The sequence below is a fragment of the Janthinobacterium sp. PC23-8 genome, assembly GCF_002250505.1.
Classification (GTDB): Bacteria; Pseudomonadota; Gammaproteobacteria; order Burkholderiales; family Burkholderiaceae_D; genus Janthinobacterium.
Genome location: NZ_NJGY01000005.1, coordinates 102406 through 118145, shown reverse-complemented (window position 1 = coordinate 118145; position 15740 = coordinate 102406). Strand labels below are relative to the sequence as shown.

The following is a 15740-nucleotide window of genomic DNA, read 5'->3' as shown; positions in this document are numbered from 1 at the left end:
TTAAACACCAACGAACGATGGCCACAGCTGAAATTGCAAGCCGAGCGCGTAGATGAACACCAGCAGGCACAGGCCGATCAAAAAGGCGGCGTTGTACAGCGCGCCACGCCAGCTGAACTCGTGGCTGGCGTAACTGGAAATGCCCACGAGCATCAACAGCGACAGGATCAGACCGAGCGGTTCGAGCAGCAGGCCGAACAGCACGATCGGCCCGAGGATCAGCGCCAGCGTGGGCCAGGAAAAGCGCTCGACGGTTTCGGGGGTGGCGCCGGCGCGCATGCCGCCGACGGCGACGATGAGGCCGAACAGCATCAGCAGCATGCCGAGTATCGTCGGGAAGTAGCCCGGCCCCATGCGGGCGGCGCTGCCGAAGGTGTAGCTGGCCCCTTCGCCGGCGAAAAAGGCGCCGAAGGCCAGGAACAGGACCCCGGCCCAGAAGTCCTTGTGATTGATGATTTTCATGGTGTTGTTCCCGGGACGGCTCATTCGGCCTTGATGTTGGCGCTGCGCACCACTTGTTCCCAGCGCGCCGTTTCTGCGCGCACATAGGTATCGAGTTCGGCTGGCGCGCCGGCGCTGACCGTGAGCCCCTCGCCCTCCACCTTCTTGCGGAACAGCTCGCTCTGGACGGCGCGCTTGGCTGCCGCGTTCAGGCGCGCAATCACCGCCGGCGGCGTGCCGGCCGGCGCGTACAGCCCGTACCAGCTTTCGGCGGCATAGCCGGGCAGGCCCGATTCGGCGATGGTCGGCACCTTCGCCAGCGCCGGCGCCCGCTCGGCCGTAGTGACCGCAATGGCGCGCATCTGGCCGCTGGCGATGAACGGCGCGACGGCGGCGACGGTGCCGAACATCATGTCGATCTGCCCGCCCAGCATGTCGGTGATGGCAGGCCCGGCGCCGCGATACGGCACGTGCACCAGGTTGACCTTGCCCGTTATCTTGAACAGCTCGCCGGCGAGGTGGGCCGAGGTGCCGTTGCCCTGGGAACCGAACGTCAGCTTGCCCGGCGTGGCCCGTGCTGCGGCCAGGATATCGGCGACGCTCTTGTACGGACGGTCGGCACGCACCACCAGCACGTTCGGCGAGCGGCCGACCAGGATCACGGGAGCGAACGCCTTGTCGGTCTGGAACGGCATCTTCGGCTGCATGCTCGGATTGACGGCGTGGGCAAACGTCGCCATCACCAGGGTATAGCCGTCGGGTGCGCTCTTGGCAACATAGTCGCTGCCGATGATGGTGCCGGCGCCCGGCTTGTTTTCCACGATGATGGGCTTGCCCAGATCCTTGGACATGCCTTCGGCGACGACGCGGGCGACCATGTCGGTGCCGCCGCCGGGCGAAAACGGCACGACGATGCGGATCGGCTTGTCCGGGAAGGCCGCGAACGCCGGCAGGGCGGCGGCGGTGGCGATGATGGCGAGGCCGGCGACGATGGCGCGGCGCGCCGGCGATGGGGAACGGGAACGGGAACGGGAATGGGAACGCTGGTACATGGTGTCTCCTTGATGGGTGTCGGGTCCGGCCAGGGGCCGGCTTGGGTCGTTTGTCTTCGCAAACTGCCACATGTGATGCAGATTATCCCTTAACATCGGGTGACACACCCCCACTATTCCACACAGTGGAATTTGACATGCAATTCCTGGCGCCCGCCATGCCAGCCCTTATTCCACCCAATGGAAACCGGTAGATGCGCGCCGCGACGTATCGGCCTAGACTTTTTGGCATGCGACGGCCGTATCGGCGCGCACATAACAATATTTGGAAGGAGACTCCATGCAAGACGCATACATCTGCGACGCCCTGCGCACGCCGTTCGGGCGCTATGGCGGCGCCCTGTCGTCCGTGCGCGCCGACGACCTCGGCGCGCTGCCGATCCGGGCCCTGATGGCGCGCCACGCGCACCTGGACTGGGAGGCGCTCGACGAGGTGCTGTACGGTTGCGCCAACCAGGCCGGCGAGGACAACCGCAACGTCGCACGCATGTCGGCCCTGCTGGCCGGGCTGCCGGTGTCGGTGCCGGGCAGCACCATCAACCGCCTGTGCGGCTCGGGCATGGACGCTGTCGGCAGCGCGGCGCGCGCCATCCGGAGCGGTGAAGCGTCGCTGCTGCTCGCCGGCGGCGTCGAAAGCATGACGCGCGCGCCGTTCGTCGTCGGCAAGGCCGATGGCGCCTTCTCGCGCAACCAGGTCATGGAGGATACGACGATGGGCTGGCGCTTCGTCAATCCGCAGCTCAAGGCGATGTACGGCGTCGACAGCATGCCGCAGACGGCCGAAAACGTCGCCACCGAATACCAGATCAGCCGCGCCGACCAGGACCGTTTCGCGCTGGCCAGCCAGACCAAGGCGCTCGCCGCGCTGCGCGCCGGCATCTTCGACAGCGAGATCGTGCCCGTCGCGATCCCGGTAAAAAAAGGCGCTCCGGTCGTCTTCGCTCAGGACGAGCACCCGCGCGCCACCACGCTCGACGTGCTGGCCGGGCTCAAGCCGGTGGTCGGCCCGGGCGGCACTGTCACGGCCGGCAACGCCTCGGGCATCAACGACGGCGCCTGCGCGGTGCTGCTGGCCAGCAGCACCGCCGCCGCCCGCCACGGCCTGGCCCCGCGCGCACGCGTGGTGGCCATGGCCACCGCCGGCGTCGCGCCGCGCATCATGGGCATGGGCCCGCATCCGGCCACGCTCAAGGTGCTGGCCATGGCCGGACTGCGGCTGGACCAGCTCGACGTGATCGAACTGAACGAGGCCTTCGCCGCGCAGGGCCTGGCGGTATTGCGCGCACTCGGGCTGGCCGACGACGATACTCGCATCAATCCGCATGGCGGCGCCATCGCGCTTGGCCACCCGCTGGGGGCGTCCGGCGCCCGCCTGGTCACCACCGCCGTCAACCAGCTGCACCGCACGGGCGGGCGCTACGCGCTATGCACGATGTGCATCGGCGTCGGACAAGGCATCGCCATCGTGCTCGAACGGGTTTGAACCCGGCACACATTTTCAGCACCACACCACCACCAGGAGACACAATGAAAAAAACCATGACCACCTTCGCCACGGCGCTGCTTTGCGCGACGGCCGTGCAGGCGCAGGCCCAGTCCAACGTCACCATATACGGCATCGTCGATGCCGGCATGGTCAACGAACGTGGCGGCCCCGGCGGCGCCACCGTGACCAAACTCAACAGCGGCGTCGCATCGAGTTCCCGGCTCGGCTTCCGGGGCCGGGAGGACCTCGGCGGCGGCCTGGCCGCCGTCTTCGCGATTGAAAACGGCTTCAATACCGACACCGGCACCGTCGGCCAGGGCGGCGTGCTGTTCGGGCGCCAGGCGTATGTCGGCCTGAGCGGCGGCTTCGGCACGCTGACGCTGGGGCGCCAGTACACGCCCTACTACAAGACGCTGCGCGATGTCGGCGACCCGTTCGCGGCGGTGAGCCTGGCTGGGCGCGCCGGCAACATCATGACGCTCAACACCCGCGCCGACAACGTCGTTCAATACGTCAGCCCAGTTATCAGCGGCCTGCGCACCGATCTCGCCTACGGCGCCGGCGAGGTGGCCGGCGACAGCAGCAAGAACCGCACCCTGAGCGCCTCGCTGGCCTATGCCAACGGCCCGCTGGCGCTGGGAGGCGCCCACCACCGGGTCGAAAATGCGGCCGGTACCGACCGCACCCGCAATACGCTGCTCGCCGCCAGCTATACCTTCAGCACGGTCAAGGCCTACGTCTCGCACGCGCGCAACCGGGGGCTCGGCACGGCCGACAGCCACGACACCCTGGCCGGCGTATTGGTACCGTTCGGCCGGCACAAGGTGATGCTGTCGCATGTCCGCCACGACGACAAGGCCAGGGCCAACCAGGACGCGCGGCAATGGGGTGTCGGTTATCTATACGCACTGTCCAAGCGCACCGACCTCTATGCGGCGTACGCCATGATCGGCAACGACAACGGCGCGGCCTTCACGGTGGGCAGCGCCACCGAGAGGGGCAGCGGCGACCGCGCGGCCAACCTGGGGGTCCGGCACAGCTTCTGACGCGCCCCGGCCGGTGACGCCAGGGCGCGGCGCACCGGTCAGGACGACGCCAGTTCGATAAAAGCGCGCACGTAGTCGATGGCAATGTCGGCCTCGCGCGCGCCGAGGAAAATCTGCTTGGCGATGCCGCGCTCGCCCAGCCGCACCGGCACCACCTCCATCTTGGCCGCATATTCCTCCACCAGCCAGCGCGGCAGCGCGGCCACGCCGCGGCCGCTGGCCACCATCTGCAGCATGATGTCGGTCGTTTCGATGGCCTTGTGGCGCCTGGGCGCGACCCCGGCCGGCAACAGGAACTGATTGTAGATGTCGAGGCGCTCGATATCGACGGGATAGCTGATCAGCACTTCCTGGTTCAACTGCTGGGGCTGCACATAATCCACGGATGCCAGCGCATGGCCCTTGGCCACCACCAGTACCTGCTCGTAGTCGAACACCGGTTCGAACTTCAGCCCCGGCTTGAACAAAGGGTCGGGCGTGACCAGCAGGTCGATCTCGTAGCCGAACAGCGCACCGATCCCGCCGAACTGGAACTTCTGCTTGACGTCCACATCCACGTCGGGCCAGGCGGCCAGATAGGGCGACACCACTTTGAGCAGCCACTGGTAGCAAGGGTGGCATTCCATGCCGATGCGCAGCGCGCCGCGCTCGCCCTGCGCGAACTGGCCCAGACGCTCTTCGGCCAGGTCCAGTTGCGGCAGCACCCGGTTCGCCACCGCCAGCAGGTACTGGCCGGCCTGCGTCAGGCGCAGGCTGCGCCCTTCGCGCAGCCAGACGTCGGTGCCCAGTTGCTGCTCCAGTTTCTTCATACTGTGGCTCAGGGCCGACTGGGTCAGGTTCAGCACGCTGGCCGCAGCCGTCAGTGACCCTTGTTTCTCGACCTGCTGGACGATGCTGAGGTGGATGCGTTCAAGCATGTATATGCGCCATATTCATGGATGTATGAAATAAGACCATTATACTTCATCGATTCCCGGCGCTATCATCCATCCCTTGTTGTCGACCTTGTTCGGCCCGCACGCATTCACCGCAGCAGAAAGCAAAAATGACACGTCCACTTCGGCCAGTCGCGGTTTCCGGCGGACATAAAAAGACTAAAACACCACAGCAGCAACATTCATATTTTTCGCAACAGTCAGGACACCAGATCACCATGAGCAACGATTTTTCATTCAGCATCAAGACCATTCGTTTCGATGAAAACTATCACCCCTCGGACAGTACGCGCCTGACGACCAACTTTGCCAATCTGGCCAGAGGAAAGAGCCGCCAGGAGAACTTGCGCAATACCCTGCGGATGATAGACAGTCGCTTCAACAACCTGGCCCACTGGGACAACCCCAAGGGCGACCGCTACTCTGTCGAGCTCGAAATCATTTCCGTTGAAATGACGATCGATGGCGAAGGCGGCAATAATGCACTGCCATTGATCGAGATCTTGAAGCCGAATATCATCGACAAGAAAACCGGCGAGCGCATTGACGGCATTGCGGGCAATAACTTCTCGTCTTACGTGCGCGATTACGACTTCAGCGTGCTGCTGCCGGAACACAACAACAATAAATCCGCCTTCGACATTCCCGATAATTTCGGCGATTTTCATGGCAAGCTGTTCAAGCACTTTGTAAGATCGACGACCTACCGGCAGCACTTCAGCAAGCCGCCGGTCATTTGCATCAGCGCCTCGAGCAGCAAGACCTATCAGCGGACGGAAAATCAGCACCCGATCCTGGGCGTTGAATACCAACAAAATGAGTTTTCCCCGACCGATCAATATTTCGAAAAAATGGGCATGCAGGTGCGCTACTTCATGCCGCCAAACAGCTCTGCCCCTCTGGCTTTTTATTTTATCGGCGACCTGCTTGGCGACTACACCAATCTTGAACTGATCGGCACCATCAGCACGATGGAAACATTTCAAAAGATCTACCGGCCCGAGATTTACAATGCCAATTCCGCAGCGGGGAAAATTTATCAGCCCAGCCTGAAGAACCAGGATTATTCATTGACTCAGATTGTGTATGACCGGGAAGAGCGCAGCCAGCTGGCCATCAAGCAGGGCAAATATACAGAAGAGCACTTCATCAAGCCATACAAAAACGTGCTGGAACAATGGGCTGCCAATTACGCTCTCTGATCAACCACCATACAAGAAATCAATCATCATGAAAAAATTATTGCCTACGTCGACGGCCGGCAGTTTGCCCAAACCTTCCTGGCTCGCGGAACCTGAAAAACTCTGGTCGCCGTGGAAATTACAGGACGAGCAATTAATTGAGGGCAAACACGATGCTTTACGCCTGTCGCTGCAGGAACAACAGCAAGCGGGCATCGATATTGTCAGCGACGGCGAACAAACCCGCCAGCATTTTGTCACCACGTTTATTGAGCATCTGAACGGCGTTGATTTTGAAAAACGTGAAACCGTCAGAATTCGTGATCGCTATGATGCGAGCGTGCCGACGGTGGTAGGCGCAGTGAGCCGCCAGAAACCGGTGTTTGTCGAAGACGCCAGGTTTTTACGTCAGCAAACCAGTCAGCCCATCAAATGGGCGTTGCCAGGTCCGATGACGATGATCGATACGCTCTATGACAGCCACTACAAGAGCCGCGAAAAACTGGCCTGGGAATTCGCCAAGATCCTCAATCAGGAAGCCAGGGAACTGGAGGCCGCTGGCGTCGACATCATCCAATTTGACGAACCGGCCTTCAATGTTTTCTTTGATGAGGTCAATGACTGGGGGATTGCCACCCTGGAGCGGGCGATTGAAGGGCTCAAGTGCGAAACCGCCATCCATATTTGCTATGGCTACGGCATCAAGGCCAATACTGACTGGAAAAAGACGCTGGGGTCCGAGTGGCGCCAATATGAAGAATCTTTCCCGAAGCTGCAGAAATCCAGTATCGACATCATCTCGCTGGAATGCCATAACTCTCAGGTGCCGATGGACCTGATCGAACTGATTCGCGGCAAAAAAGTGATGGTGGGGGCGATTGACGTGGCAAGCCACACCATTGAAACGCCAGAGGAAGTCGCCGGCACCCTGCGCAAAGCGCTGCGCTTTGTCGATGCGGACAAGCTGTATCCGTGTACCAACTGTGGCATGGCGCCGTTGCCGAGGGAGGTGGCGAGGGGGAAATTGAATGCCCTGAGCGCGGGAGCGGAGATTGTGCGAAGGGAGATCCTGGGCGGCATTCAAGGCTGAACACGGTGCTTTGGGGCGACTGCGGACAAGCCGGGATCGGCACGAAAAGCCCCCGGACATGGTGCTGATGCGCTGCAGCGCAGCGCCCTTCCAGCGCAACGACGAGATGCTGGAACTCCTGCCCAAGGGCGTGAATGGACCAAGACCGGCCGTTCCATGCCTCGCTGCACAGGCAACGAGGCATCAGGATAATTTCTTGGCACTTACTTACAAGTCGAGGCCTTCCTCGAGGATGGACTTCTGCACGGCTGCACGGCTCTTGACACGCTCATACCAGGCCTGGAGGTGCTGAAGATGGTCAAAATGAATAGACGTATCCTCGTACGACTTCAGCCACGACGCCTTGCCCCAACCGGTCACAGCAAACAGATAGGTGTCGGCGACCGAGAATTTGTCGCCCATAAGAAACTGCTTGTCCGCAAGATGGTCATTAATCCAGGCGTAGCGTTGCTCCAGCTTCGGCCTTGCGATCTCGATATAGCCGCCTGCCGAAGGTGCATAGAAAAGCGGAATGAAGCCCTTGTGGATTTCCGTCGAGAGGAAGGCGAGCATCTCCTGAAGCTTGTAGCGTTCAAACGTTCCGTTGGCGGGAGCGAGGTCCTTTTCGGGCTTCAGGTCCGCGAGATACTGAACGATGACAATGCCTTCCATCAGCATGTCGCCGTTATCAAGCTCCAGCGCAGGAATGTAGCCATGCGGGTTGACCTTGTAAAAATTCTTACCCTCTGCCGTTGTATGGTCTTTGAGATCAACCTTGATGAATTCAACATCAAGACCAAGTTCGTTTGCAACGATGTGGGGAGAAAGCGAGCAGGCACCCTGCTTGTAGTAGAGTTTCATTCTGTGGGCTCCATACGTTTCAATAATGCGCTTCCCCTTGAGGAAAAGCGCGCGGTTCAGGCGATATAAAAACGCCAGAATGTGATGCCAATCTATGTCCTGTTGCGGCGGTAACGACGATTCTGAAGGCCACCTGGCGTCATGCTGGAGAAGACCCCGTCACGGCGCACCCAGGCATGCATGAGTGCGGCGGAAAGATGCATCAGCACGACGGCGAACAGCAGCCAGGCCAGCAGGCCGTGGGCGTCACGCAGCACCGCGTACCAGACCGGATCGGCAGGCGCGATGGGCGGCAGCGCGACACCCGGCAACATCGTCACTGGCCATCCGCCCGCCGAGCGTACACCCCAGCCGAGCAGCGGTAGCGAGACCATCAAGCCATACAGCACCCAGTGCGATGCCTTGGCTGACATGACTTGCCAGCGTGGTATGTCGGCGGGCAACGCTGGCGCACCATGGCGCAGCCGGTTGAGCAAACGCACTATCGCCAACAGCAAGATGGCAATGCCCAGCGGCTGGTGAAGGTCGAGCAGCCAGGGCCGCCAGGTCAGCGACGTCATCATGGCTACGCCGATGAACAGCATCGCCAGAATGGCCGCCGCCATCGTCCAATGCAACAACTGCGCCAGCAGGTTGAATTGTGCTGGCAGGCCAGCTTCATGGCCTGGTAAAGTTTTGCTTGCGGTGCGGGCTTCGGTCGTCATTGTGCTGCCTTCTTTCCAACCGCATCGGTGGCCTTGCCGTAGCCGATTTCGTGCAGCCGTGCGTTGTACGAGTGGGCGTAAATACCTGCCCGCGTTGCCAATACCGGATCGTTCGACAGTGCCATGCCGGCCGGTATCAAGGTGGGATCGAAATTGATGTCGCGACACACGCCGTCAGTCTGCTCGAAGACCCGCTGCACTTCCAGCGTTCCGGCCACTACCTGTTGGCGGGTTTCCGGCCAGGGCTGCGATGGATCATCCACCGGATCGCCTGGCGCGGCCAGTTGCATCACCATATCCCAATGCAACGGCGCCTTTGTCAGGCGTTGCGCTACATCTGTGAACAAGGCATCGTGACTGGCCCGCGCACGCTCTTCAGCACTCCAGGCGGTGAATGTCGCATGCGGCCGCAGCGACCAGCGCATGGCTTGCCGTCGCCCATCCTCGGCCACCAGAAAGTAGGCATGGATGGCGTAGAACGTGGCGCCGGCGAAGCTGCTGGCCCAGGGTTTCACGGCATCGGCCTCCATGTATTTGCGCGCCTCCGGATAATCCTTGAGGAAAGCCTCCACGTGTTGGGGGTCGGGTTTGCCGGTGGCCGGATCAGGTGCAGTAGCCTTGACCATCGCCAGGAAGCCGGGGGCATCGCGGGTGGCGAAATACGGCTCGTTGTTCATTTTCATGCGCCACTGCTGCCCGTTATCGGCAGTGAGCATCATGGCCATGCTGACGGTGCTGGTGGAGTTATCCGCAGCATAAGGGCTCATGTGCCCAATCGAGAAGCGTCCTGTGGCCCGTGTCTCCGGCTGAGCGAAAACCCTGGCATCGGAGTACCTTGCCACTGCGCCGCTGGCGCGAAACACGCCGTCGAAACACACTCCCTTGCCGTGTGCGCGACGGTAGCCAGCAGGAAAATTATGTTGCGTGTCTTCCAGGAAAGTCGTATTGGTCACGCGCTGGCCAAGCAAACCGGCAGCCCAGGCAAAGGCCGTGGCCAGCACGGCGACGATCGCGCCGATGCCGGCCAGGGCCGGCCAGCTGCGCTTGAGGTCAATATCGCCGATCTTCATGGCCGGCCGCCGTTGGACGGGGCGAAGGTGGTACGCGGTGTGTTGTTCATGATGACTCCTTGAATTGACAGTGAATGTCGCCTGGTTAATGCGAGGCTGTCTTTGAAAACAGGTTCATCACGATCACTCCGGTGACAATGAGAACGATGCCGATGATTGCCGGAAAGTCCAGCCTTTGCTTAAACGCGAGCACGCCGAGCAGCGCGGTCAGGACGATGCCTAAGCCGCCCCATATGGCGTAGGCGATCGCCAGCGGTAAGCCTTTCAGTGCCTGGCCGAGTCCATAGAATGCGAATCCGTAAAAAATAACCACCAGCGCGGTTGGCACCAATCGTGAAAACTGTTCGGACCTGGCCAGGAAGGCGCTGCCGGCAACCTCCGATACGATTGCGGCTCCTAGCCAGATATAGTGTGTTGCAAGCATGTTCTTCTCTTGTTTGACGTGGTTAATTTTGCAATTGTGAATGGCGTTGTTCATGTCCTCATTGTTTCGCAGGACGATTTTTTACAATACGATCGTATTGTACTTTATTTTTTGCGTTGTAGAATTGAGGTATGACTTCTAAAGCACACACTCCCCGGCCTCCGAAACAACCTGACCAAGTCAGAAAGAGGCTTTTTCACGCCGCCACTGTCCTGTTAAGTACCGGGCAGCCGGTTTCTATCGGCGCAATTGCCAGTGCCGCCGGTGTCAGCAAAGGTGCGGTACAACATCATTTCGGCACCAAAGAACAGCTGCTTGCCGCACTTTTCGACCTTTATATGGATCAATTCAACGAAGCATTGGCGTTGGAAGATGCGTCGGCGCCGCCAGCATTGCGCTACGCACGCATGTCGCTCAATACCACTTCGTACGAGGACACCGAAGGCTGGCGCGCCATGGTCGTGGCAACCGTCATTGATCGCGGATTGGCGGCGCGGTGGAGCGAGCGCGCAGAAATTGAGCGCTCTCTCGACCAGGCTCCCACTGAAAATGCCTTGCTCGTTCGTCTGGCGGCAGACGGCTTATGGCTATCGGATTTACTGTCTACCTATAAGATCGGCAACAAAGAGCGCGAGCAACTGGATGGTTTGATGGGAGAACTGCTCAGGAAGCCTTGAGGTGGCGTCGCTGAACAGCTCATGGGTCAAGTCGGTGAACGCCTGCATCGCCGGAGGGAGAATGCGGTGATGGGCACAGTGAAACCGCCAGCGGCGCCGGTTCGCCACGGTTGTGGGGGGAAGGGATTGATCTCTTGGACGATCGGGACCATGTCCTCGCCATCCTGCGACTGGTCCATGGTCGCCATCCGTTTCGCCAGGAACATCCTCGTCACCAGAAAGGCAAGCTGCGCCTGGCGGAACTGCTTCCGGGGCAGCTTCGCTATCTGGAACTTGCTCAGTACACGACACTTGACAGGTCAATGGACGGCGTGTTGGCACGCCTTCAGGTCCACCGGCAAGGAGCGCCTGCCGCTGCCGCCCCCTAGCCGCAGCGCGGCATTGCCGCCCCATCACTGGCTGACTGCCGACGATGCTTTGCCATCATGAAAAGGCTATTTCCATGCCGAGCCTGCTGACAAGCAGGAAGGTGACAAGCCCCAGGGCCAGCAGCGACAGCACGAAGACTGCAACCACCTTGCCACTCGAGCGCAGCACCGCGCGCCTGCCCTTCTTCTTGCCTTGATCGTAATGCCACTTGATGGCAAAGAACATGCCCGTGCCGAGCACGAGAGCCTTGAACGTAACGAAGACTACAGGAATCCAATCCATCATTTTGAGTATTTCCAGGCTATTACTTGACACTATCTATCGTGAGGATCGCTACCTCAAAACGCTGCTTGCGCAGCTTCATTTTTTTGTTCGAACCATCCCCTGGCATCCTGTTCAATCTTTCATTATAGCGAGCCATGAAATAGCCATGGCATCTTGCGCAGTGATTTGCCCAATGCGGATGAGAGAGGAGACAACGTCAGCAACGGCCATGCAACGATGGTGTTGCCGCGCGCGCTGAGGCATACTACCTTAAAACAATTTCCATACATTGAGACAAAATGTCCCAGTTGAAAACCATACAAGATGACAATATGCCGCACTGGTTGCCGCGCTTGGCCGCAAACAAAGGGCCACGTTTTTTGCAGATTGCCGATGCGTTGCAGGCGGCGGTGGCAGATGGATCGTTGACACCTGGTGACCGTCTGCCTGCGCAGCGCCAGTTGGCGGCACGGCTGGACGTCGACCTGACGACGATCACGCGCGCCTACGACGAAGCCAGGCGCCGCAACTTGCTGGAAGGACGCGGCGCCCGAGGCACTTATGTCGCGGCGCCGAAAGTCGAATTGACCGCCATCCTCGACCTGTCCATGAATACGCCACCACCGCCCGATGGCGTGGACTTCGACGACATGCTGAAACAGGGTTTGTCTCAAGTACTGATGCGGGCAGATAATGAATTGCTGATGACTTACCACTTGGGCGGGGGCAGCGACTCCGACCGCAAGGCTGGCGCCAAATGGCTGGCACCGATGTTCGGACCGCTCGATACCCGACATCTGCTTGTCTGTCCGGGCGCGCAGGCGGCTATCGCCGCATTGATCCTTGCGCTGACGGCGCCTGGCGATGTCATCCTGGCAGAGCCAGCGAGTTATCCCGGCTTGCGTGTTGCGGCGAGCCAATTCGGCCGGCACCTCATTGCGGTGCAAGCGGACCAGCACGGGATGGTGCCCGAGATGCTCGAACAAGCATGCCGCCAGCACAAGCCCGGGCTGGTCTACCTCAATCCGACATTACAGAACCCGACCGCCATCACCATGCCGGAACGCCGGCGCAAGGAGCTCGCAGGCATCGCGCAGCGCTGCAATGTACGCATCGTCGAGGACGATCCCTACTGGCTCCTTGCCGATGCCCCGCCAGCACCGATTGCCACGTTTGCCCCGGAACAGGTGGTCTACATCTCGACCCTGTCGAAATGCCTGACGCCCGGCCTGCGCGTCGCCTTCGTGCTGATACGCGACCCGATTGAGCGCGAACGGTTCCTCGTCGCGCTCAGATCCTTTGCGCTGATGGTCGCGCCTCTGACGGCCGCACTGGCCACGCAGTGGATACTCGACGGTTCGGCTGACAAATTGGTGCAAGGCGTACGCAAGGAAGCGCGCCTGCGCCACCGGATGGCGCGCGATATTCTGGCGGGGCGGTACAGCGGCTTTGATGACGGCCTGCATGTATGGCTCGAGTTGCCGGCGTACTGGAACTCCTCCCAGCTTGCGCGTACGGCCGCTACCTACGGCATCGCCGTCACGCCGGCGGAAGCCTTCGCCACCGGCAGCGGATCGGTCAATGCCATTCGGATCTCTTTGGGGTGCATCAAGGACCGTGGACGCTTGCAGGCAGGTCTTCAACGACTGTCTCAGCTGCTTGCGCGACGGCCCGAGTCGTTCAGCGCTGCGGTGGTTTAAGTGTCCGGGAAACTGCGCTTCATCCGTAATGCCAAGGGCACCGTAGAAGCGGGTTCAGCCGAAAACCTGATTGGAACCACGAACGCGCGCCCACGGCGCGCGGGGCTGCCGCGCAGCGGCAGCAGATGGGCGATTCGGGGCGGACTGGGCTGGTAGGCCCAGCCCTTCGAATCTCACACGCAGGGCGCGCAGGCGCCCTGCTCGCTTCCGCCAGGCAATAAAAAACCGCCTCGAAGGCGGTTTCTTATTGCCTGGCGGAAGCGGTGAGATTCGAACTCACGAACAGTGTAACCCGTCGCTAGTTTTCAAGACTAGTGCCTTCAACCACTCGGCCACGCTTCCGGAGCCTGCATTATACATAAAGCTTGCGGGCTTACCAATGGATGGACGAGGAACGAGGCAATTCTTCGGTGGCGGGGCTTACACGTCCCAGTTTTTCCGCAACACCCGTTCGAACTCTTCGGCCGGCAGCGGGCGCGAGAACAGGTAGCCTTGCACTTCGTCGCAACCAGCACTGTTCAGGAAGGCCATCTGCTCCGCCGTTTCCACGCCTTCCGCAATCACCTTGTGATGCAGCTGCTGGGCGATGCTGATGATGGTGGTGGCAATCGCGCAGTCGCTGGCGTCCGACGGGATGCCGGTGGTAAAAGACCGGTCGATCTTCAAGGTGTCGATCGGGAAACGCTTCAGGTACGACAGGCTCGAGTATCCGGTGCCGAAGTCGTCCAGCGACAGCGCCACGCCCAGCGCCGTGATGCGGTCCATGATGCCGATCACGCGCTCGATGTTGTGCATCAGCGTGCTTTCGGTGATTTCCAGTTCCAGCCAGGCGGCGTCCAGGCCGTAGCGCTCCAGCATCGCGGCCACCCGGGTTGGCAGGGCCGAGGTGAATTCGCGGGCGGAAACGTTGACGGCGATGCGGATCGGGGACAGGCCGGCCTGTTTCCACGCTTGCGCCTGGGCGCAGGCCGCTTCCAGCACCCATTCGCCCACTTGCACCACCAGGCCCGTCGATTCGGCCAGCGGGATGAAGTCGGCCGGCGGAATCATGCCGTGCACCGGGTGGCGCCAGCGCACCAGCGCTTCGGCGCCGATCATGCGCCCACTGCCCAGTGCGTATTTCGGCTGGTAGTGCAGCAGCAATTGATGTTCCGCCAGGGCCTGGCGCAGGCCGGTTTCCAGGCGCATGCGCGCTTGCATGCCCAGGTTCATGTCATGGCTGTAGAAGGCCACGCTTTCGGCGTCGCCGCCGCCGTCCTGCTTGGCCCGGTACATGGCGATGTCGGCCAGGCGCAGCAGGGTTTCGGCGTCGTGGCCGTCTTGCGGGTAGACGCTGATGCCGATGCTGGCGCCCACGCGCAGGTCGTGGCCTTCGATCAGGAACGGTTCCACCAGTGAAGCCAACAGCTTTTGCGCCACCGTGCTCGCTTCAAAATGCTGGCTGATGTCGAACAGGCCAACGGCGAATTCATCGCCGCCCAGGCGCGCTACCAGGTCCTGGTCGCGCAGCACCTTGCGAAAGCGGACCGACACCTGGCGCAGCAGTTCGTCGCCGATGCGCCGGCCCAGCGTATCGTTGATCAGCTTGAAGCGGTTCAGGTCGATGAACAGCATGCAGCCAAGCATCTTGCTGCGCAGGGCCACGGAGAGGGCCTGGTCCGCCAGTTTGGTCAGCAAGGTACGGTTCGGCAGGCTGGTCAGCGCGTCGTAATAGGCAAGATGATGCAGGCGCTCTTCGGCCAGCTTGCGTTCGGTAATGTCGGTCAGGTAGGCGATCAGGCCCACCGGACGCTCGTCGAGGTCGCGCAGCGGCGATAGCGACAGGCTGGCCCAGAAGACTTCGCCGGATTTCTTTTTGCGCCGCACTTCCATCAGGCGCCCGCCCTGCTCCAGGAAGGCGTCGTGGAAACCGGTGTCTTCGTCGTCATATAAAAACAGGATGTTGCGGCCCACCGCTTCCACCGACGAGTAGCCGAACAAGCGTTCGGCGCCCTTGTTCCAGCTGGTGATATAGCCCGTCAAGTCCATCGTCAGCACCGATTCGTGCAGTTGGTCGAGGATCTGCGTCTGTTGCGCCAGCAACGCTTCGACCTGCGCGAACGCATGCGTGGAGCGCTGCGCCAGCGAGTGCACCTGCAGCACGCCGGCCGTCAGCGACGCCAGGCTGGACAGGTGGCGGCGGTCGCTCTCGTTATAGCTGTGCTTGCCGGCCACGCGATAGTGGCCGAAGCAATGGCCGTCGAAACTGATTTCCTGCAGTAATCCTGAGGGCTCAGGGACAAGCAGTGCGGCAGGTGCGTCGCCCAGGGCGCACGGCAGGAACTCGCCGTGCGCGCTGGCCATCACGCTGCCGGCGATACGGCCCAGTTCCGTCACCAGGGCCGCGCCGCGCAGGCGTACCACCGCGTCGCACAGGGCGGCGCTGTCGCTCAGCGTATTCGATACCGGCAGCATGGTCATG

Annotated in this window: 15 protein-coding genes and 1 tRNA gene; 6 read left to right on the top strand and 10 right to left on the bottom strand. The window is 61.2% G+C overall.

The genetic code is table 11. The features are described from left to right. The gene (locus CD932_RS27015) at positions 1–462 is read right to left on the bottom strand and encodes a tripartite tricarboxylate transporter TctB family protein (protein WP_094445978.1); all 462 of its coding nucleotides are present in this window, start codon (positions 460–462) and stop codon (positions 1–3) included. Between the two features lie 20 nt (positions 463–482). After that, a complete protein-coding gene (locus CD932_RS27010; RefSeq protein ID WP_094445977.1) occupies positions 483–1493 on the bottom strand; it encodes a tripartite tricarboxylate transporter substrate binding protein in 1011 nt (336 codons plus the stop codon). Between the two features lie 280 nt (positions 1494–1773). Here CD932_RS27010 and pcaF point away from each other — a divergent pair, with 280 nt between their 5' ends. Further along, positions 1774–2976 carry a 3-oxoadipyl-CoA thiolase gene (pcaF, locus tag CD932_RS27005; protein WP_094445976.1) on the top strand — a complete coding sequence of 401 codons (1203 nt, stop codon included), beginning with the start codon at positions 1774–1776 and terminating at the stop codon, positions 2974–2976. Positions 2977–3020: 44 nt separating this feature from the next. After that, positions 3021–4025 (top strand): porin, encoded by a 1005-nt coding sequence (locus CD932_RS27000; RefSeq protein ID WP_094445975.1) that lies wholly within the window; start codon positions 3021–3023, stop codon positions 4023–4025. Between the two features lie 38 nt (positions 4026–4063). Here the strand turns inward: CD932_RS27000 and CD932_RS26995 are convergent, their stop codons facing one another. Next, positions 4064–4942 carry a LysR family transcriptional regulator gene (locus CD932_RS26995; RefSeq protein ID WP_094445974.1) on the bottom strand — a complete coding sequence of 293 codons (879 nt, stop codon included), beginning with the start codon at positions 4940–4942 and terminating at the stop codon, positions 4064–4066. A gap of 236 nt (positions 4943–5178) precedes the next feature. Between CD932_RS26995 and CD932_RS26990 the strand changes: the two genes are divergently transcribed. After that, on the top strand, positions 5179–6162 hold the full coding sequence (locus CD932_RS26990; RefSeq protein ID WP_094445973.1) for a DUF1852 domain-containing protein: 984 nt from the start codon (positions 5179–5181) through the stop codon (positions 6160–6162). A 28-nt stretch (positions 6163–6190) separates the two neighbouring features. Further along, positions 6191–7231, top strand: a complete 1041-nt coding sequence (locus CD932_RS26985) for a methionine synthase (RefSeq protein WP_094445972.1) — start codon at positions 6191–6193, stop codon at positions 7229–7231. A gap of 207 nt (positions 7232–7438) precedes the next feature. On the opposite strand, the gene gstA is transcribed toward CD932_RS26985, so the two are convergent. From gstA to CD932_RS26965, 4 genes are all read right to left on the bottom strand, one after another. After that, positions 7439–8071, bottom strand: a complete 633-nt coding sequence (gstA, locus tag CD932_RS26980; protein WP_094445971.1) for a glutathione transferase GstA — start codon at positions 8069–8071, stop codon at positions 7439–7441. A 92-nt stretch (positions 8072–8163) separates the two neighbouring features. After that, on the bottom strand, positions 8164–8775 hold the full coding sequence (locus CD932_RS26975) for a cytochrome b (protein WP_094445970.1): 612 nt from the start codon (positions 8773–8775) through the stop codon (positions 8164–8166). Continuing rightward, positions 8772–9845, bottom strand: coding sequence for a catalase family peroxidase (locus tag CD932_RS26970; protein ID WP_094445969.1), 1074 nt, complete (start codon positions 9843–9845; stop codon positions 8772–8774). Before CD932_RS26970 ends, CD932_RS26975 begins: the two co-directional genes overlap by 4 nt. Positions 9846–9930: 85 nt before the next feature. Then, a complete protein-coding gene (locus CD932_RS26965) occupies positions 9931–10269 on the bottom strand; it encodes a multidrug efflux SMR transporter (protein WP_094446142.1) in 339 nt (112 codons plus the stop codon). A 131-nt stretch (positions 10270–10400) separates the two neighbouring features. Between CD932_RS26965 and CD932_RS26960 the strand changes: the two genes are divergently transcribed. Continuing rightward, on the top strand, positions 10401–10946 hold the full coding sequence (locus tag CD932_RS26960; protein WP_094445968.1) for a TetR/AcrR family transcriptional regulator: 546 nt from the start codon (positions 10401–10403) through the stop codon (positions 10944–10946). Between the two features lie 423 nt (positions 10947–11369). Here CD932_RS26960 and CD932_RS26950 read toward each other — a convergent pair whose 3' ends face one another. Then, complete coding sequence (locus tag CD932_RS26950; RefSeq protein WP_094445966.1) at positions 11370–11600, bottom strand: hypothetical protein; 231 nt, start codon at positions 11598–11600, stop codon at positions 11370–11372. A gap of 278 nt (positions 11601–11878) precedes the next feature. Between CD932_RS26950 and CD932_RS26945 the strand changes: the two genes are divergently transcribed. Next, the gene (locus CD932_RS26945; RefSeq protein WP_176461153.1) at positions 11879–13279 is read left to right on the top strand and encodes a PLP-dependent aminotransferase family protein; all 1401 of its coding nucleotides are present in this window, start codon (positions 11879–11881) and stop codon (positions 13277–13279) included. 252 nt (positions 13280–13531) lie between these two features. On the opposite strand, the gene CD932_RS26940 is transcribed toward CD932_RS26945, so the two are convergent. Further along, positions 13532–13621, bottom strand: a tRNA-Ser gene (locus CD932_RS26940). Positions 13622–13699: 78 nt separating this feature from the next. Next, positions 13700–15739: a bifunctional diguanylate cyclase/phosphodiesterase gene (locus CD932_RS26935; RefSeq protein ID WP_094445965.1), complete on the bottom strand. Its 2040-nt coding sequence runs from the start codon at positions 15737–15739 to the stop codon at positions 13700–13702. Between the last annotated feature and the right edge of the window lies 1 nt (position 15740).